The sequence below is a fragment of the Paenibacillus sp. FSL P2-0173 genome (assembly GCF_038008045.1).
GTDB lineage: Bacteria > Bacillota > Bacilli > Paenibacillales > Paenibacillaceae > Paenibacillus > Paenibacillus polymyxa_B.
Genome location: NZ_JBBOYK010000003.1, coordinates 744,443 through 763,418 on the forward strand (window position 1 = coordinate 744,443; position 18,976 = coordinate 763,418).

The 18,976-nt window shown below is 43.9% G+C and carries 22 protein-coding genes and 1 tRNA gene; 5 read left to right on the forward strand and 18 right to left on the reverse strand.

Going from position 1 to position 18,976, the window contains the following annotated elements; all coding sequences use genetic code 11:
• Positions 1-431 precede the first annotated feature (431 nt).
• From rpsR to rpsF, 3 genes are read right to left on the reverse strand one after another with little or no spacing between them, the layout of a single operon-like run.
• Positions 432-704, reverse strand: coding sequence for a 30S ribosomal protein S18 (gene rpsR, locus MKX30_RS19775; RefSeq protein WP_013312800.1), 273 nt, complete (start codon positions 702-704; stop codon positions 432-434).
• A 21-nt stretch (positions 705-725) separates the two neighbouring features.
• On the reverse strand, positions 726-1,217 hold the full coding sequence (ssb, locus tag MKX30_RS19780; RefSeq protein WP_013312801.1) for a single-stranded DNA-binding protein: 492 nt from the start codon (positions 1,215-1,217) through the stop codon (positions 726-728).
• Positions 1,218-1,266: 49 nt separating this feature from the next.
• Positions 1,267-1,551, reverse strand: a complete 285-nt coding sequence (gene rpsF / locus MKX30_RS19785) for a 30S ribosomal protein S6 (RefSeq protein ID WP_013312802.1) — start codon at positions 1,549-1,551, stop codon at positions 1,267-1,269.
• A 318-nt stretch (positions 1,552-1,869) separates the two neighbouring features.
• Between rpsF and MKX30_RS19790 the strand changes: the two genes are divergently transcribed.
• Both MKX30_RS19790 and MKX30_RS19795 read left to right on the forward strand, forming a co-directional pair.
• Positions 1,870-2,064 (forward strand): YjzC family protein, encoded by a 195-nt coding sequence (locus MKX30_RS19790; protein ID WP_028540980.1) that lies wholly within the window; start codon positions 1,870-1,872, stop codon positions 2,062-2,064.
• 367 nt (positions 2,065-2,431) lie between these two features.
• Positions 2,432-2,749, forward strand: coding sequence for a hypothetical protein (locus MKX30_RS19795; protein ID WP_013312804.1), 318 nt, complete (start codon positions 2,432-2,434; stop codon positions 2,747-2,749).
• An 81-nt stretch (positions 2,750-2,830) separates the two neighbouring features.
• Here the strand turns inward: MKX30_RS19795 and MKX30_RS19800 are convergent, their stop codons facing one another.
• Positions 2,831-3,196, reverse strand: coding sequence for a hypothetical protein (locus MKX30_RS19800; protein ID WP_023991145.1), 366 nt, complete (start codon positions 3,194-3,196; stop codon positions 2,831-2,833).
• A 265-nt stretch (positions 3,197-3,461) separates the two neighbouring features.
• Here MKX30_RS19800 and MKX30_RS19805 point away from each other — a divergent pair, with 265 nt between their 5' ends.
• Positions 3,462-3,722: a hypothetical protein gene (locus MKX30_RS19805; protein ID WP_023991146.1), complete on the forward strand. Its 261-nt coding sequence runs from the start codon at positions 3,462-3,464 to the stop codon at positions 3,720-3,722.
• Between the two features lie 185 nt (positions 3,723-3,907).
• On the opposite strand, the gene MKX30_RS19810 is transcribed toward MKX30_RS19805, so the two are convergent.
• The 3 genes from MKX30_RS19810 to MKX30_RS19820 form a co-directional block, all read right to left on the reverse strand.
• Positions 3,908-3,998: transfer RNA gene (locus tag MKX30_RS19810), tRNA-Ser, on the reverse strand.
• 95 nt (positions 3,999-4,093) lie between these two features.
• Complete coding sequence (locus tag MKX30_RS19815) at positions 4,094-4,300, reverse strand: DUF951 domain-containing protein (RefSeq protein ID WP_023991148.1); 207 nt, start codon at positions 4,298-4,300, stop codon at positions 4,094-4,096.
• Positions 4,290-5,240: a mechanosensitive ion channel family protein gene (locus MKX30_RS19820; RefSeq protein ID WP_076295140.1), complete on the reverse strand. Its 951-nt coding sequence runs from the start codon at positions 5,238-5,240 to the stop codon at positions 4,290-4,292. The genes MKX30_RS19815 and MKX30_RS19820 overlap by 11 nt, the downstream gene beginning before the upstream one ends.
• 251 nt (positions 5,241-5,491) lie before the next feature.
• Here MKX30_RS19820 and yyaC point away from each other — a divergent pair, with 251 nt between their 5' ends.
• A complete protein-coding gene (gene yyaC / locus MKX30_RS19825) occupies positions 5,492-6,097 on the forward strand; it encodes a spore protease YyaC (protein WP_023991150.1) in 606 nt (201 codons plus the stop codon).
• Here the strand turns inward: yyaC and MKX30_RS19830 are convergent.
• From MKX30_RS19830 to rpmH, 11 genes are all read right to left on the reverse strand, one after another.
• Positions 6,051-6,572 (reverse strand): DUF4446 family protein, encoded by a 522-nt coding sequence (locus MKX30_RS19830; protein ID WP_023991151.1) that lies wholly within the window; start codon positions 6,570-6,572, stop codon positions 6,051-6,053. The two genes, yyaC and MKX30_RS19830, sit on opposite strands and share 47 nt — an antisense overlap.
• Positions 6,573-6,770: 198 nt before the next feature.
• On the reverse strand, positions 6,771-7,613 hold the full coding sequence (locus MKX30_RS19835) for a ParB/RepB/Spo0J family partition protein (protein ID WP_013312809.1): 843 nt from the start codon (positions 7,611-7,613) through the stop codon (positions 6,771-6,773).
• A complete protein-coding gene (locus MKX30_RS19840; RefSeq protein WP_023991152.1) occupies positions 7,606-8,367 on the reverse strand; it encodes a ParA family protein in 762 nt (253 codons plus the stop codon). Before MKX30_RS19840 ends, MKX30_RS19835 begins: the two co-directional genes overlap by 8 nt.
• Before the next feature lie 186 nt (positions 8,368-8,553).
• Positions 8,554-9,372, reverse strand: coding sequence for a nucleoid occlusion protein (gene noc, locus MKX30_RS19845; RefSeq protein ID WP_013312811.1), 819 nt, complete (start codon positions 9,370-9,372; stop codon positions 8,554-8,556).
• A 431-nt stretch (positions 9,373-9,803) separates the two neighbouring features.
• Positions 9,804-10,526: a 16S rRNA (guanine(527)-N(7))-methyltransferase RsmG gene (gene rsmG / locus MKX30_RS19850; protein ID WP_028540983.1), complete on the reverse strand. Its 723-nt coding sequence runs from the start codon at positions 10,524-10,526 to the stop codon at positions 9,804-9,806.
• A complete protein-coding gene (gene mnmG / locus MKX30_RS19855) occupies positions 10,526-12,415 on the reverse strand; it encodes a tRNA uridine-5-carboxymethylaminomethyl(34) synthesis enzyme MnmG (RefSeq protein ID WP_028540984.1) in 1,890 nt (629 codons plus the stop codon). Before mnmG ends, rsmG begins: the two co-directional genes overlap by 1 nt.
• Positions 12,416-12,510: 95 nt before the next feature.
• A complete protein-coding gene (gene mnmE / locus MKX30_RS19860) occupies positions 12,511-13,887 on the reverse strand; it encodes a tRNA uridine-5-carboxymethylaminomethyl(34) synthesis GTPase MnmE (RefSeq protein ID WP_013312814.1) in 1,377 nt (458 codons plus the stop codon).
• Positions 13,888-14,015: 128 nt separating this feature from the next.
• Positions 14,016-14,777, reverse strand: a complete 762-nt coding sequence (gene jag, locus MKX30_RS19865; protein ID WP_341063309.1) for an RNA-binding cell elongation regulator Jag/EloR — start codon at positions 14,775-14,777, stop codon at positions 14,016-14,018.
• Positions 14,774-15,640 (reverse strand): YidC/Oxa1 family membrane protein insertase, encoded by an 867-nt coding sequence (locus MKX30_RS19870; protein ID WP_023991157.1) that lies wholly within the window; start codon positions 15,638-15,640, stop codon positions 14,774-14,776. Before MKX30_RS19870 ends, jag begins: the two co-directional genes overlap by 4 nt.
• Positions 15,641-15,711: 71 nt before the next feature.
• Entirely contained in the window at positions 15,712-16,062 is a 351-nt protein-coding gene (rnpA, locus tag MKX30_RS19875; RefSeq protein WP_013312817.1) for a ribonuclease P protein component, read from the reverse strand.
• A 264-nt stretch (positions 16,063-16,326) separates the two neighbouring features.
• Positions 16,327-16,461, reverse strand: a complete 135-nt coding sequence (gene rpmH / locus MKX30_RS19880; RefSeq protein WP_007433250.1) for a 50S ribosomal protein L34 — start codon at positions 16,459-16,461, stop codon at positions 16,327-16,329.
• A gap of 1,072 nt (positions 16,462-17,533) precedes the next feature.
• On the opposite strand from rpmH, the gene dnaA reads away from it, so the two are divergent.
• Positions 17,534-18,880, forward strand: coding sequence for a chromosomal replication initiator protein DnaA (gene dnaA, locus MKX30_RS19885; RefSeq protein WP_023986414.1), 1,347 nt, complete (start codon positions 17,534-17,536; stop codon positions 18,878-18,880).
• The last annotated feature ends 96 nt before the right edge of the window (positions 18,881-18,976 follow it).

Consider the following 18,976-nt stretch of genomic DNA (forward strand, 5'->3'; position numbering starts at 1 on the left):
ACATCCTCCTCACTGTCTTAATAGCGTAAACACGTGTTTTAGACCTCTGGTCAATTTCGTGCGCTAACAACCATTACATTTTTATTAAGGTTTATCTTAAGTGTAAAATAATATCACGTCAATATCTTTTTTTATGTAATATAAAAATGCAAAATATCTATTTATGTAAAGTTTATGAATTTCACTTGTGGAAAATGACAAAAAACAGGATTCCATGTAATATAAAATAACATTACAGAAGGCCGAAATGTTTACTCTGGCGAGTTGGGGAGCTTGCAATTTCACAAGCCATTAAAAGGTATACTATGGTTTATGGGTAAACATGGATTGTATTATTAGTAAGTTACAATAGATGGCACTTGTTGTCAATATAAAAAATCACGAAAAAAGACGCTCCCGGGATCGGGAACGCCTCTTTTTTCCACCCACTACTATTCAGTAGTGTAAGGAAGCAATGCGATTTGACGGGAACGTTTAACAGCGATTGTCAACATACGTTGATATTTCGCACTTGTTCCAGTCACACGACGAGGAAGAATTTTTCCACGTTCGCTGATGAATTTTTTAAGCAGGTCTGTATCTTTATAGTCAATGTGAGTAATTTTGTTCACAGTGAAGAAACATACTTTACGACGTTTGTTGCGACCACCACGACGAGCTGGTCTTTTGTTATCGTCTCCGCCTTCTCTTTGTCTGAAGCCCATTCTTTGTCAGTCCTTTCCCAATTAAAATGGTAAATCATCATCCGAAATATCGATCGGTTTTCCGTCATCGGAAAAAGGATCCTGATTGTTTCGCGAGTTATTATTCCCGCGTCCACTATTGCTGTTACCGCCTCCGAAAGGAGACTCCTCACGCGCAGCTCCACCGCTATTGCCGCCACCGTTACCGCCATCGCGGTTAGATTCCAAGAAACGCACATTATCAGCTACAATTTCAGTCACGTATACACGTTTTCCTTCATTGTTCTCATAATTACGCACCTGAACACGGCCTTCAACAGCCGTTAAACGACCTTTGCGAAGATAGTTAGCGCATGTTTCAGCAAGCTGACGCCAGGTTACGATCGGCAAGAAATCCGCTTCCCGTTCGCCGCCTTGACTCGTAAACGGACGGTCTACAGCCAGGGTGAACTGGGTTACTGCTACACCAGATGGTGTATAGCGCAGCTCTGGATCTTTGGTCAAACGACCGATCAGAATGACACGGTTCAACAATCCAATCCCCTCCTTTGAGCGTTGTTCATTACATAATCACGTACAATAATTAAGCTACGTCGTTCGTAATGAGATAACGAATTACTTCGTCAGAAATTTTCATGATACGCTCAAGCTCAGTAACAACAGCAGGTTCTGCTGTGAAGTTTACCAGAACGAAAGAACCATCACGGAATTTCTTGATCTCATACGCAAGACGGCGTTTAGTTACATCGTGACTCGTAATTTCGCCACCGCCGTTAGAGATGATACCTTGGAATTTATCGACTGTCGCTTGAACAGCTTCTTGTTCAATGTCAGGACGAATAATATACATCGCTTCATATTTGCGCATTCTTTACACCTCCTTATGGACATAAGGCCCTCAATCTCAGTTGAGAGCAAGGAACGAGCCTAAGCTCGCACTAAAACAGTTTACCAAATCCAACAACTGAATGCAACCTACAAATTCAATACACAAGCCTAAAACGGCTAAAAACACTGCATATCATTAGCTATATACAATTTTATAGAACATCAAAAATTTTGCATATATAAAGGAAATCATTTGATTCACTCACTATCTGTATACACGGTTTCGCATGTTTCTGTTCAAGACAGCGCACAATAACCGTTGCAGTCCAAATTCATTTATCTAAGGAGGCACCACCGTATGGGTGAAAAGACTGAGTTCGAACCAGGAGATAAGGTCCCAAACGACGGCGTATACATGGAGGTCGGAGAAAAGAGCTTCCATACTGAAATCCAAAACCCACAGCAAGTAACGCTGGAAAGAGGCGATTCTTTTCCCAAAACCGCCAACCATAATCGCAAATGGAAGAAAAAAACGAAAGCTCGTGTCCACTAATGTATATTTCCTCGGAATCCTGGCCATATTATGATTAGGCGGTACAACAGAGAGGTGTGGTTCCGTTGGACGACGTAGCCGGACAAACTGTTAGGAGATCCATTCCGGGCATTAGAAGCGTTAGGTTTGTGTAAAAGGACACTGTCTTTTCAACACTGGTATTGCTGGTCAGTACACCGAGTTTCATGATGTGATTGGACAGATCGTATCCTGTTAAAAATGTATCGCCTACGATGGAGGACCTTTGTGGTCCTCCTTTGTTGCATTATCGGACTTTTTGCATATCCTGGTAAAATGCAGATTAATTCAGCTCCTTCTGCTAGAATATATCCAAGTACAAAGACCTACTATCTACGGAGGTTTAAAGATGAGCTATTCTCGAATATTAAAGTGGATATCAGGTATATTCGAATTGGTGCTTGCCGTACCGATTGTGGGGGGAGCTATTGTCATGGGGACCGGCTACTCGGCTCTGGGATTTATGCTTGTCCTGCATGCAGTAACACTTATCCTGTCGTTACGCAATCAGGAGGCGATCTACGGCTCTGTATGGGGAGTACTCACTTCTTTGCTGGCCTGGATACCCTTTGTAGGCTGGGCTCTCCATTTGATTGCAGCGATCCTTCTGATGATCTCTGGCTCAAAAAAAACAAAACGCTATCATTACCCGCCTAACCAGCTATAACAAAAGAGTGCTCCTACCGGCAATGTTTCTCTGCTGTCAGGAGCATTTTTTGCTGTAACGATATCTCTCAGAAGGAACAAACTAACCCTTGTCTTTTACAAGGTCGAGCTGTATGTCTCCCCTTTCTCGCAGACACAGCAATTCATCGAACAGGAAAGTAAGTCCGCTTTTGTCTCTCCAGTTTCTGATGATGTCCGATACTACCTCCATCAAATCACGCCGAATCCCCTCTGCCAGTTGTAATCCTGCACTGTCACCATCAATGAACAAATGTGTGTGTGCCAACTGCTCCAACTTGCGTACCTGACGCAGACATAGCACACCATTGTCCAGATAGAAGAAGTAGCATCCTTTATATAGAACCCCTTCGAATATCTCATACATATGCGGTAAATCATACGGCCCGTATACCATCGAAGCCCACTCCAATGCCAACGATTTACTCATACATCGTTTCCCCTTTCCTAATGAAAATAAAGTTATCCTTCTTTCCAAGTAATATGGAGCAAAAGTATGTAAACCTAAAATCAATAAAACTTAATAAGTACTACTTTATTAGTAATATAATATAAAAAATAGTACTACTCGGTGAGTAGTATGTCAATAGGATATACGAAAAAAGTTTTACGATATAGGTAGTGTAGGATATAATACAAATAACTAATTTAGTAATTTTGTAACCCACAATATTTTCTTAAGGAGGCTCATTAACGTGAGTCAAATTCATTTTAAATTGAGTGAAACACTAGAAATGATTGGAGCTACACGTAACAAGATCGCGGTGGAGTCGAAAACAAGACCTGCTACAATTCTTGATTTAGCAAGTGGCGATACAAAAACCATTAAGCTGGAAACCTTGGTTAATATCTTAAATGCGATAAACGAAATCGCCCGTAGCCACGGCTTGGAACAAACATTTGGTATTGAAGATATCATTCAGTACGTCCCTCAAAGCACAGAAAATACGCGCTAATCCACTTTGGGATAGCGCGTACTTTTTTTAATAATATGATTCTTACTTTTCAAAAAGCATAAATCCCTTCTAAGTTCTTTACTTCGTGGACACGTTAGCCGCATATATACCTTCAAAATATCTCCCATAAACAAAAAATCTCCTACGTCACAGACGTAAGAGATTGGTTTATTAAATGAAGTTAGTGGCGGAAAGAGTGGGAGTCGAACCCACGCACGCCTTGCGACGCCTAACTGATTTCGAGTCAGCCCCCTTAGACCTCTTGGGTACCTTTCCGCAGCAAGGATAATTATATCATCATTGCAACTGTGACGCAAGCTGATTCTGGTTCATCGCCATTCATCTTTCTTGGCTCAATTCGCTTCCGTGTTTTAATCGTCGGCGTTGGCCTTTGATCGCAGCACTTTCTTCATATTCTTTTCGAACTTGGCACGCGGAATCAGCACACTATGCTGGCAACCGACACATTTGATTCGAATATCCATCCCCATGCGGATAATTTCCATTTCATTCGTTCCACACGGATGAGGCTTCTTCATCTGTACAATGTCCCCTAGTTCAAATGACTTACGCTCCACCCTTCTCTCCCCCTTTTCTTCCTTGTTCATCTTCTTTTTCTAGGGTTATCGCTGTCTCCAAGGCTGCCTGACGATGTTCCTCATCCTCTAGGGCCTTCTTGATGTTATTCTGAATATCACGCTCTACCACGGCCCCTGTATTTGGCATACATTCTGCCACAACACGCACAATATACTCTGAGGTAGTCATGGACTGAACCCCTAACACATCTGGTATATTAAGTATCTGTACATTGGACTCTTCAATGCCTTGGATTGCCTGTTTTACCAAACCAACTGCTTCCTCCAGACTACGCTCGGCCTTCATTGGCACATCCACTACCGCCAACGCGTTGGACATGGAGAAGTTTGTTACCGTTGTAATTGAGCCGTTCGGTAAAATGTAAACCTCACCTTTCCAGCTCACCAGTCTGGTTGTGCGCAGCCCGATCATTTCCACCGTACCCTTGAAAGTACCTGTCTGAATGACGTCTCCTACGGCAAATTGATCTTCAAAAATAATGAAGAATCCAGTAATTACATCCTTAACCAGGCTCTGTGCCCCAAAACCAACGGCCAATCCAAGCACTCCAGCTCCAGCAATCAGAGGACCAAGATTAATGCCCATTTGAGAAAGCACCAGCATAATCAAGATGAAATTGAATACAATATTGGTTACATTTTTTAGCAATTCCCCAACGGTCGTTAACCGCCTTGTATTCAATCGGAATCTGCCGTTATCTCCCTTTTGTTGCATTGACTTATCTATAATTTTATTAATAACTCGAATAAAGATACGTGTAATAATGAAAATAATTGCAATTTTCAAAATCACAAACAAAAAGGTCGACCACATCTCACCATCTGTAATGAATTTCCATACGATATCCTTCAAGTGGATAGCACCCTTCACTACCTCTTCTGTGCCTGAATCGCCCTCCAGCCAATGCATAAAGGTCATCCTGTACTCCTCCTTAAAAAAGGGAACTACTCTTCCTGCTTCCCGAATTCTATTTCCTACTATATAAGCTTATCTACTGACTTCAAACATATGGCTATGAATAATCTACTTCCTTCGAGTATAAAAGCACAAGTTTATCCATATACTAGCTACTATCTTGAGAATAAATGTTACCCGCAGGCTAATTGTTATTCTCCAAGGTACAGCGAGCGCAACCTTCACACTCCATTACAGAGCGAAAGGAAGATTCCATGACTCATCCATCTGACTTCATTCCGGAGCAAGAACCCCTAAGCTTAAAAATATCACACACAGACCCCGGGATCCAATCAGCCATCATCCATCGTCTGCTGTTCCATCTGCATCAGGCGCCGAGTCTGCAAAATATCGTCATTATTTGCATCGGCACCGACCGTTCTACTGGAGATTGCCTGGGTCCGCTCGTAGGTACGCATTTATCACGCTACAAAAGCCCTCTGTTTAACCTATACGGTACATTAGAGGAGCCTGTACATGCTATGAACCTGCAAACGACGCTGAATGGCATACAAGCCCGATATGAACAGCCTTATATCATTGGTATAGATGCATGTCTTGGACAAACCTCCAGCGTTGGATGCATTCAGGTTTCAGATGGTCCTCTCAAGCCTGGAGCAGGTGTAAATAAAGAATTACCGCCGGTCGGCGATATCCATTTAACTGGTATCGTTAACGTCGGCGGCTTCATGGAATACTTCGTGCTGCAAAATACGAGACTAAATTTGGTAATGAAATTATCAGATATCATTGCTGGCAGCCTATACTCCGCAATTAAGGAGTGGCATTACCGTTCTGTCCTGCTTGCTGCGCAAGAGTAACGGCTTCTTTTTCTTCAGGTGATAAGGAATAGGTGGATTGTCCCGCTTCTAGTGGCTTGGCATACACATATGAGCCATCTCGGTTATAAATGCCGGTTAATACCATACCATCCTGATTGTCGTCTACAATAGCCAGGGAAAAGCTTAAATCGCTTCCTCTCTCACCAAAGGCATTATAACGTTTGATACCTATATGTCCCTTCAAGCCAGCCAGTTTACTACGTAATGATTTCATACTTGCACGATGGGTTTCCTGCTCATCCTCAATCGTATCCATCTGTACCTTCAAATCAATCAGCAGCGTTTCCAAATTCTCGACACCGCTGCCTGCCATCATGGTTTCATACTTTCGCCGCATCTTCTTCAGCTTTGCACCCTGCACGATAATAACAATCAACAGGATGAGCAAAATAAGCACGATCCCTGCAACGATTCCGGCAAGCTGTTCCATGATTAGTCCATTCAATTCAGCCATATGCTTGCTTCTACTCCTCTACCTCAAAAATCATGTTACTGCATACTTATATTTTATACGTTTGAGAACAGCGAAACAAATACCACAAGGCTATTAGTTTATCCATCAAAACCATTCTAATTCCTGCAATTCCAGACAAAGCAAAGACATATCTCACTTTCCATTTTGCTCAAGGAGACATGTCCATATTTCAACAAACTACTGTAATAGCTCCAGTAATCTTTCCAAATCCTGCTGGCTGTAATAATTCAATTCAATTTTGCCTTTATCCTTATTGTGCTTGATCTTTACAGTTGTTTTAAAGCGTTCACGCAGGGACTCTTCCATATGGTCAATATAGGGGTCCTTTTTTCGTACCTTTGTTTTGGCTTTCGCCTCACCAGGCTTATGATCCAACTGCTGTACAGCTTCCTCCAGTTCGCGAACACTCCACTGCTGTTCAATACATTGCTGTGCTAACTGTTTCACCATGTCTGGATCTTTGAGCCCAACAATAGCTCTAGCATGTCCCATAGACAATGTTCCACGTGAAACATGATCTTTAACTTCTTCAGGCAATGCGAGCAAGCGAAGGAAATTGGCAATATGAGAACGTGATTTTCCCACTTTCATGGACAACTCTTCCTGAGTTAAAGAAAACTGATCCATTAATCCCTGATAAGCTACTGCCACTTCCATTGCATTCAAATTCTCACGCTGTAAATTCTCAATCAGGGCAATCTCCATCACCTGCTGATCCGTAAAATTGCGAACAACTACAGGTATAGTCGGATTCCCACAAAATTGAGAAGCCCGAAAACGTCTTTCCCCGGCTATGATTTCATATCCTCGCAATACACTACGTGCAATAATGGGTTGGATAACACCGTGCTGACGAATGGATTCGGCTAATTCCTTAATGGACTCTTCATCAAACGTTTTTCGAGGCTGGTACGGATTCGCACGCAACTGGCTGAGCGGAATGTCAACAACCTTATCCTCTTCATTGACTGTAAGGGAGGGAATGAGTGCATCAAGTCCTTTTCCCAACCGTTTACTCATAAGATACCACTTCCTTTGCCAACTCAATATATACCTCTGCCCCACGGGAACGGGGATCATACGTAATAATGGACTGGCCATGTGATGGTGCTTCGCTGAGTCTCACATTGCGTGGAATAATCGTCTGATAAACCTTGCTTTGAAAATACTTTTTCACTTCTTCAATCACCTGAATACCCAAGTTCGTGCGGGCATCAAACATGGTTAACAACACACCTTCAATTTGCAATGAGGTGTTCAGATGTTTTTGCACTAATCGCACGGTATTCAACAATTGACTTAATCCTTCCAATGCGTAATATTCACACTGGATTGGAATAATGACTGAATCGGAAGCCGTCAATGAATTGAGCGTCAAAATACCCAGCGATGGCGGGCAATCAATTAAAATATAATCATAATTATGCTTAACGAGTTGAAGCGATCTTTTTAATCTCAATTCACGAGAAATGGTCGGTACCAGTTCAATTTCCGCGCCTGCTAACTGAATGGTTGCCGGAATAATATCTAATCCTTCAACCTGTGTACTGACAATAGCTTCGCTAGGATCAACCTCGTTAATGAGTACATCATAAATGCAATTTGCCACATCCGCCTTATTGATACCCACACCGCTGGTTGTATTACCTTGCGGGTCGATATCCACGAGCAATACCCTTTTGCCGAGGGAAGCAAGTCCGGCGCCCAAATTAACGGAAGTAGTTGTTTTGCCTACTCCGCCCTTTTGATTGGCTACGGCTATTATTTTTGACACTTCATTCACCTCATAATTTAATCGGAATCCTGCTACACTCCATGATTGCAAAATGCTCTATGGAGACGTTACTTAGTCCTTAACTTACGGATAACGGCAATTTCAGAATAGAATTGAGTATGCTGCGGTTTTATTCGGCGTTAGACAGAAAAAGCGGCAATTGCTGCCGCCTGTACGCTTCATCCCTTACTTACGTTTGGGAATTTGAATGACAATCTCATAGTGATCCTCATGATCAGATTCCTTGGTTTTGATATCCAAGCCTGAGCCAGACACCATATCAATGGATTGACGTATCGTATTCAGCGCAAGCCGGACATCCTTGGTAAAGGAAATCCGCTTCGATTTCTTATTGGTGGATACTTGTTTATAAAAGGCAACTCGTGCCTCTGTCTGCTTCACATTGAGTTCTTTGGCAATGACTTCATCTAAAACCTTGTACTGTAGTTCTTCGGTCTCTAATGACAATAATGCACGAGCATGACGCTCGGACACCTTCCGTTCCATTAGAGCCTCTTTCACTCTCTCCGGCAGATGAAGCAGCCGTATCTTGTTAGCAATAGTGGATTGGCTTTTACCAAGTCGTTGAGCGAGGCTTTCCTGGGTGAGCTGATGTAGATCAATCAGCTTTTGGTAAGCTACAGCCTCTTCAATCGCAGTTAACCCTTCCCGTTGAAGATTCTCAATCAACGCGATGGATGCAGCTTGTGAATCATTAAACTCACGAACAATGGCTGGAATAGTTTCCATACCCAGCTTGGTGACAGCTCTCCAACGACGTTCCCCTGCTATAATCTCATATTGTCCATTACGGAAACGAACGACAATCGGTTGAATTACACCATGCGTCTTAATGGTCTGGCATAGCTCATCAATCTTCTCGTCGTCAAATATGGTACGGGGCTGATAAGGACTGCTGACAATATCCCGAACTGGAATTTGTTTTATTTCGTCCCCAGTAGATCGCTCCGTCAAACCAAATAGCTTGGAAAATTGTTCTTTCATTCCGTATAATACCACCTAATTTCATAATAGCACCATACTAACAGCGCTTCGTGAAAAACAGTTCCTTACGCGGATCGTAGACCCTTTTATATGAAACAGCGCCGTAAGCGGGTACACTCCACGTACTCCCCTGACATTTGTTGTCCCACTCCCCTATATGTATATCTGAATTCATGGGTACAGGAGCAGTCAACTTACATTAAAACGATTATCTCTATTCTATCACTTTTCCAGCCATAATCCTATCGTCTCTACCAGCTTTTCGGAAGGATAAGAGAATAAATTATGCATCCTCTTTGATAACTATCAGCCATCCTCCTCCCCAAATGTAAACAAGAACGTATGTTAGCAAAGAGTCTTTTATGTAAAGAGTCTATCAGCCATAAAAAAAGTGAATGTTTCACGTGAAACATTCACTTTCTTTCAAACATTTACACTAACGGCGTCTTCAAAGGAGTACCCGGCTTACGTGGATATTTTCGTGGTGTCGCCGCTCTTTTCTCAATAATAATCATATGTCTGGCTGCATCTTCAACAGGTAGCTGGAAGGCCTGAACATGTTTGATTTTTCCCTTTAGCTCTTTCAAGCTGTAGGAAGCTTCCTTGATTTCCTCTGTAGGATCACTGCCCTTCATCGCGGCAAAGTGTCCTCCTTCACGGACAAACGGCAAACAAAATTCATTCAATACTGCGAGACGAGCAACCGCTCTGGCTGTCACTAGATCATAGCTATCGCGGTATCCTGGTTTACGTCCCAATTCCTCTGCCCTGCTATGAATCAGTTCAACATTTTCCAAACCCAACTGTTCTACCACATGTGCCAAGAATTGTATACGTTTATTCAACGAGTCTACAATAGTCAACTGAATCTGCGGAAAGCATATTTTCAAAGGAATGCCCGGAAAACCTGCACCTGATCCAATATCAGCTAGGCTTTCCACATCTTTTAACGGTACATAAAAGGCCAGGGAAAGAGAATCATAAAAATGCTTGGTGTACACTGCATCACGCTCAGTAATACCCGTCAGGTTCATTTTTTCATTCCACTCAACCAGCACACGGTAATATGTTTCAAACTGCTCTAACTGACTGTCATTAATCACAATACTATGCTCTGCCAGCCGCTGCTTAAATTGCTGTTGTATCGCGTCCATTATGATCCCCTTGCTGCCGTTACGCGGTTATAATGCTCCAGATAAACCAGCAAAATGGAAATATCCGCAGGAGTTACACCCGAAATACGGGATGCTTGGCCAATCGACATCGGACGGATCTTTTCAAGTTTTTGCTTGGCTTCAATGGCCAGTCCTTGAACTTCACTGTATACAATATCCTCTGGGAGCTTCTTCTTCTCCATCTTTTGCAGACGCTCAACATGCATCAATTGCTTTTCAATGTAGCCCGCATACTTAATTTGGATTTCCACCTGCTCCTGTTCTTCCTCAGTAAGAGCTATAGGTGAAGGTGAGATTTGTGCTACTTGCGCATAACTGATCTCTGGTCGACGCAGCACCGTTAACAAATTACTTCCATCCTGTATTGGTGCAGATCCACCTTGCTCCAGCATCTCATTTATATCAACCGGACGAACCTTCGCCAAGCGTAAACGTTCAATCTCTTGCTCTACCTTTTGCTTTTTATCCAAAAAGCGCTCGTATCGTTCATCCGTAATTAGGCCAATATCATGCCCGATCGGAGTCAATCGCAGGTCGGCGTTATCATGACGCAACAACAGACGATATTCTGCACGTGACGTCAGCAAGCGATACGGCTCATTCGTACCCTTCGTCACGAGATCGTCAATCAGAACCCCAATATAGCCTTGCGAACGGTCCAATACGACAGGCTCTTTGCCCTGCACCTTGCGAGCTGCGTTAATACCTGCCATAATCCCTTGACCTGCAGCTTCTTCGTAACCGGAGGTACCGTTAATCTGACCTGCTGTGAACAAGCCCGGGACTTTCTTCGTTTCCAAAGTAGGCCATAACTGCGTAGGTACCATTGCATCATACTCAATAGCATAGCCATTGCGCATCATCTCTACCTTTTCCATCCCCGGAATCGAACGAAGCACAGCTAATTGCACATCCTCTGGCAAGCTGGTGGACAAGCCCTGAACATAGTATTCAGATGTGTTTTTACCTTCAGGCTCCAAAAAGATTTGGTGCTTAGGCTTATCACTGAAACGTACCACCTTATCTTCAATAGATGGGCAATAACGTGGTCCCGTTCCTTCAATCAGACCAGAGAACATGGGTGCACGGTGCAAATTATCATTAATAATCTGATGCGTTTCTATTGAAGTATATGTCAGCCAGCAAGGAAGCTGTTCATTATCTGAAGACTTCGTTTCATAGGAAAAGAACTTCGGTTGATCATCACCCGGTTGTATTTCCGTTTTGCTAAAATCAATCGTGTCCTTATGCACACGTGGCGGCGTTCCTGTCTTAAATCGAACCAGATCAAAACCCAGCTCTCTCAAATGCTCAGACAATCTCAACGAAGGCTGTTGATTGTTCGGACCACTCTCATACATCAGCTCGCCCATAATGATTTTTCCGCGCAGATAAGTGCCTGTGGTCAGGACAACTGCTTTACTTCGATACTCTGTGCCCGTCTTCGTAATTACACCTACGCAATGACCGTCTTCCATAATCAGCTCTTCAACCATACCTTGGCGTAAGGTCAGATTCGGTTCCTTTTCCATCGTTTCCTTCATCGTATGCTGATAAGAGAACTTGTCTGCTTGTGCACGCAATGCATGAACCGCGGGACCTTTACCAGTATTCAACATTCTCATTTGGATAAACGTCTTATCGATATTCCGACCCATTTCGCCGCCCAGTGCATCAATTTCTCGCACCACATGCCCTTTTGCAGGACCGCCAATAGACGGGTTGCAGGGCATGAAAGCGACCATATCCAGGTTAATTGTGATCATCAACGTGCGACAGCCCATCCGTGCTGCTGCCAAGGCTGATTCTACGCCCGCATGGCCCGCGCCTACGACAATTACGTCATAGTCGCCTCCTTGGTAACCCATACCTTTCTTACCTCCTTATACATTCCGGTCTTCACGCCGAATATGCTCTTGTATATATAACGATAGTAGGCTTATATCAGCCATGCTTGAAAGTTCTATTTGCCCAGACAAAATTGTGAAAATATTTGATCTATTAGCGCATCATGCGCAGTATCGCCTACAATCTCACCCAAATGCTCCCATGCCAGCCTTACATCAATCTGGATCATGTCGATCGGAACAAATTGATCAGCGGCTTCATAGGCATCTACCAGCGATTGCCGCGCCTTCTTCAACAAAGCAATATGCCGTACGTTGCTGACATATGTCATATCCGCTGATTCCAGCTTGCCGCTAAAGAATAAATTCGATATAGCCTGCTCCAGTCGGTCCGCTCCCTCATTTTCCTTCACAGACATCGGTACGATAAGCTCTTCGGGAACATAACGCAGCAACAAATCCCGGTCTACTTGGGCCGGTAAGTCCATTTTATTCATAATGACAATCGCTTGTCTACCGCGGATTTGTTCCATTAATGCCATTTCATCCTCATGCAGTGGTTCGTTGGCGTTAATGACGATGAGCAGCAGATCCGCTTCACTAACCGCCGTTCTCGAACGTTCTACTCCGATCCGTTCCACTACGTCCATCGTTTCACGAATCCCGGCTGTATCCAGCAGCTTGAGCGGAATACTATTAATCGTCACATATTCCTCAATAACGTCACGGGTTGTACCCGGAATATCGGTCACAATTGCCCGCTCGCCCTGAGCCAATGTGTTCAGCAGTGATGATTTGCCCACATTTGGTCTTCCAACAATCGCTGTGGTCAGCCCTTCACGTAAAATCTTTCCCTGCTCCGCCGTATGCAACAGCCGATCAATTTCCGTCATGACCTGACTGCTTTTATCCTTGATTAAGTCAGATGTAAAAGATTCAACATCATGCTCAGGATAATCAATGTTCACTTCAATATGAGCAAGTGTCTCCACCAAAACATGACGCAAGCGACGAATATTCTGGGACAGTTGTCCATCCACCTGCTTCAAAGCCACCGAAAAAGCTTTATCTGATTTGGAGCGAATCAAGTCAATAACGCCCTCCGCCTGACTCAGGTCAATACGACCATTCAAAAAAGCACGTTTCGTAAATTCACCTGGCTCAGCCAGACGTATATTTTGCAGCAATAGTAAATCCATCACCCGTTTGACGGCTACGACCCCGCCATGAGTGCTGATTTCTACGACATCTTCTGTCGTAAAAGAGCGTGGAGCCCGCATCACTGTAACTAAAACTTCCTCCACCTTTTCCTGGCTTTGAGGATCTATTATATGTCCATAATGTACCGTGTGAGTTGGAGCCTTGCTTAGAGGCGTTTTACTACGGAACAAAGCCTCCACTTCCGTGACCGCTTCTGGACCGCTGATCCGTACAACCGCAATGCCGCCCTCGCCGACAGCCGTTGCAATGGCAGCTATAGTATCGCTCAGCATAAAGTTTCTACCTCCTATCATGTAGAAACGACATTGCCGTCCTTCATCAAGGACGGCAGCCGTTTCAGCGAGAAATATAAGAAAAAAAGCAATGGCTTCTGCATCTTGCAGAGAGCCATTGCGTCGGATTATTTTTTAGCAATGACGACGCGCCGATTGGGCTCGTCCCCCTTGCTGTATGTTCTAACCAGCGCATGCTGTTGGAGCTTGGCGTGAATCAGCTTCCGCTCCTGTGACGGCATTGGCTCCAGTACCACTTCCTTGCCATAACGAATAGCCTGGTTTGCCAACCGATCTGCCAAATCCTCCAGCGTTTTTTGCCGACGTGCACGAAATTGCTCGGCATCCAGCACAATTCGGATGAATTTGTCAGAATGACGGTTGGCAACGATATTCGTCAGGTACTGTAATGCATCCAATGTCTGTCCTCTGCGGCCGATCAACATACCGAGTGACGGACCGGAGATATCCAGTGTACTTTCATCCTTGCGGTGGCGGACATCAACTTTAACGTCCAATCCCATTCCTGCTGCTGTTTCACGGATGAAACGCACCGCCTCTTCATAAGGATCTATATGTCCCGAGGGTGCTCCCATGTTCATCTGTGCTTCCTGTGCAACAGGCCCAGTTTCTTCTGATAAAGCCTGTCCCACGCTAGAAGGTGCTTGAGCCGATACATGAGGTTCAGCCGCGTGTGTGGTTTCAGGAGACCGCTCAGAGAGCAGCGTAAGCTCCACCTTCGCCTTCTTGACCCCGAGCCACCCCAGGAATCCTTTTGACGGCTGTTCCAACACGCTTACGGTTACCCGTTCACGGCTTACTCCCAGCTGGGAGAGTCCTTGTCTTACAGCATCTTCAACGGTTTTTCCTGATGTCACGACTTTGGTCATCTCGACTTTTTAGCCCCCTTCGTGTTTTTGCCACTTTTTTTCTTACTATTGGAGGAACCTGTTTTCGCGAGACTGGCTGTTTTCACATTCGCCAGTGCTGCTTCTTTATCCTTATTCCGATAAAGGAAATAGTTTTGAATGATCGTGTAAATATTACTGTAGAACCAGTACAACGGCAAAGCGGATGGGAAGTTGTACGACATGAAAAGAATCAGCACTGGATAGACGTACAGCAAAAATTGCATTGGTCCCTGCTGCGGCGTCGGATTCATTTTCATCATCATCCAGGTTTGGACAAAAGTCGTAATCGCTGCCAAAATCGGCAGGATAAACAAGTGATCCGGTTTACCTAACTGGAGCCACAAGAAGTCATGATCCCGCAATGCCGAGTTATAATAAATGGCATTATAAAGCGCGATGAAAATTGGCATCTGTACTACCAAAGGAAGACAGCCAGCCATCGGGTTGACCTTATTTTCCTGGAACAACTTCATCGTCTCTTGCTGGACTTTTTCAGGCGTATCCTTGTACTTCGCTTGAATTTCTTTTAATTGCGGCTGAATGGCCTGCATAGCTTTGGAACTACGTACTTGCTTGAGTGTAAGCGGCAAAATAATGGTTCGCACGATAATCACCAGAATCAGTACGGCCAGGCCATACTCTCCAGAGAACCATTGGGCAAATGTATCTAACGCATACGAAAACCAGTAAACGACATATCTTTGCCAAAACGATCCATTGGCCAAGTCTGCCGTCGTGTAAGAATTGTGGGCCGTCTGAGCACATCCGGACAGCACAGCAACAAGTGCCAATAAGGCAATCAGGAGGAACCATTTTCCTCGTTGAGTCTTCAAACGCGACACTTCATAACCCCTTTCTTAACCAATCCATTCCAACGTAAATCATACCATATCCTGTAGGACAAAGATACTGACTATCGGCGTGAAGACTTGAGCAGCGAGGCTTTGCGTAGAACGTGCAGCACGCTTTTCTCCAGCTCTTGATACGACATTGTAACCGCACCCTTACGAACGATAAAAATCAGGTCAATCTGCTCCACCAATTCATGCTCATGATGGCGCACAATTTCCTTAACGATTCTGCGCATCCGGTTGCGAACTACTGCGTTGCCGATCTTCTTGCTGGCCGAAATTCCGACGCGGAACTGCTCTACCTCTCTGCGGCGGAACCAGTACACCACAAACTGATGGTTGGCAAAAGATTTGCCATGGCGGTATACGCGCCCAAAGTCCGCCCGGTTTCGTAGACGCAATTTTTTTTGCACGGCGCTTCTCCTTGCTCATCTCTTTTACACATGTCGGTAAGCTAACCTTTACCTTTTATATAGTAAGAAGTATGGACAACATTCCAACATGGTAATCTCGCTTATTTTATATCCGTTTTCAAAAGCTTCATCTAATATAGGACAGGATGCTGGACTTCTCCCTCTTCTTTCACTACATTTTTTACAACAATAAAAGAAGGAATCCGATCCCTGAATACCTCAATTATGAAAAAAAAGACCACCGTAGTGGTCTTTATGCACGCATTACGCACTCAATACTTTTCTACCTTTTTGGCGACGAGCTGCCAAAACTTTACGGCCATTCTTCGTGCTCATTCTTTTACGGAAGCCGTGAACTTTTTTACGTTTGCTGACATTCGGTCTGAAAGTCGGTCTCATTGTGCTGCACCTCCTTACAAGGAATACGTTTTATATGGAATATACCTAACGTAGCAATCTCCACAAAAAACACCTTTGTACATTTAACCACAAATAGCGGCCAAAGTCAATGTACTTGTGAATCCTCTCCCTCTTTTTCGCATTCAGGAAGCCTCCTCCCCTTCCTCCCGCTCACTCACTTCACTCTTTTATCCCCTTACTTCATAAAACTTCTTTCACCTCTCCCTCCATCATCAGCATTCTATTTGTAGTTTTCGCTCCTCCAAAAACGGTTTTTTACATTTATTCATTCTGTAACTTGAATCCATCCTATTTTCAGATCGACGTTATCAGGTTCGTTCAAAAATAATGTCGGAAACGTTACCGGAAATTTTCAACAGAAAAATAAGCCTCTGTGACCAAAAGGCAACGGCTGTTATACACAGATCCACAAAAAGAACTGAATTGTGATTTAAATGGTCATAACCTGTGCATAACATTTTAGAGTAAAAAAGAGTTATTGTCGAAAACTGAACAAATTATAAACAATATCTTGTGTTGTGAATAAAAATTGTACACAACAGATTGAATTTGTGGATAAATAACCACCAGTCATTGAAATACAAGGCTTCTTTTGCTATGATGATATTACTTTTGAATGTGAATATGTTGTTTTACCCTCCATATTATCAACACCCTGTGGATAAAGTTGTGAACAAGTTCAATTTATCCATCTTTTTATTTTTGTGCGGATTCGGGATTCTGGGGATATATTCTACATTTTTCATTTGATTTCGACATATTGCAGTCCCGTTTTGGCCTGCGGGATCAAGAGAACGGATCGTGCCGCACATTCCCTCCTGAGAAATATCGCCTTTCTTCTGCTGATCAGCAGCGGAATTTCCATTAGCTATTTTTCAGGGTCATTTTGTGCTGCGTTCTCTCACCACACTGCCGCATGATTTAGGCGGCGGTATGTCTTTTTATGGCCTTCTACAACATTTTTGGGATTTAGGCGTTTTGCCGAAGCGCCGAGAGCAGCTCTCTGCAGCTTAATTCGGTAAAATGTCAGGATTTAAAAGGAGTGACGTCTGTGGACAGCCATACCTCTGAACTATGGCAGCAAATTCTATCCATCATACAAACCAAGCTGAGTAAGCCGAGTTACGACACTTGGTTTAAGGCTACCAAGGCAGCGAAACTAAATGACCACTCCATTGTGATTTCTGCACCGACAACTTTTGCCGTGGAATGGCTTGAAAGCCGCTATACCAAGCTAGTCGGAGCAACGGTTTATGAAATTTTGGGCAAACAACTAGAGGTCAAGTTCGTTATTGAAGAGAACAAGCCCGCCGAGGTCGACCTTCAGCAACAACCTCAGCAGCAGCCGGTCGTTCATGAAGAAGCTGTGTCCCATATGCTGAATCCCAAATATACATTCGATACATTCGTCATCGGATCGGGGAACCGTTTTGCCCATGCGGCATCGCTGGCCGTCGCCGAGGCGCCGGCAAAAGCTTACAATCCGCTGTTTTTATACGGTGGTGTGGGGCTGGGGAAAACGCATCTGATGCACGCTATCGGACACTATATTTTGGAGCACAATCCGACCAGCAAGGTCGTTTATTTATCGTCGGAGAAGTTTACGAATGAATTCATTAATGCCATCCGGGACAACCGCGGGGAAAGTTTCCGGAATAAATATCGCAACATTGATATTTTGCTCATTGATGATATTCAATTCATTGCGGGCAAGGAATCGACGCAGGAGGAATTTTTCCACACGTTCAACGCCCTTCATGAGGAACGCAAGCAGATTATAATCTCAAGCGATCGGCCGCCTAAAGAAATTCCAACGCTGGAAGAACGACTGCGCTCTCGCTTTGAGTGGGGACTTATTACGGATATTCAACCGCCGGATCTGGAGACGAGAATTGCTATTCTTCGGAAAAAGGCGCGGGCGGAGAACCTGGATATTCCTAATGAGGCCATGATGTATATCGCTAATCAAATTGATACAAACATCCGTGAGCTGGAAGGGGCGCTTATTCGCGTTGTCGCTTATTCCTCCTTAACCAATCAGGATGTCACAAGTCATCTCGCGGCTGAGGCGTTGAAAGATATTATCCCGTCCAGTCGTCCAAAAATGATCACGATTCAGGATATACAGCATCAAGTCGGGGAATTTTACAATCTACGGCTGGAGGATTTTAAAGCGCGTAAGCGGACGAAGGCTGTAGCTTTTCCACGACAGATTGCCATGTACCTGTCTCGTGAGCTAACCGACTATTCTTTGCCAAAAATCGGCGAAGCCTTCGGTGGGCGTGATCATACGACTGTCATTCATGCGCACGAAAAAATCTCCAAATCCATTCAAGTGGATCAGGATCTGTTTAAAGTTATCAACAGCCTAATAGAAAAAATCAAAAATCCAACCTGAATAAGTTCAGAGCCTATACACAATTTATACACATGTGGATAGGCTTGATTTTATTAGGGTTACAGTGACTTATCCACATATTCAGTGCGCCTATTA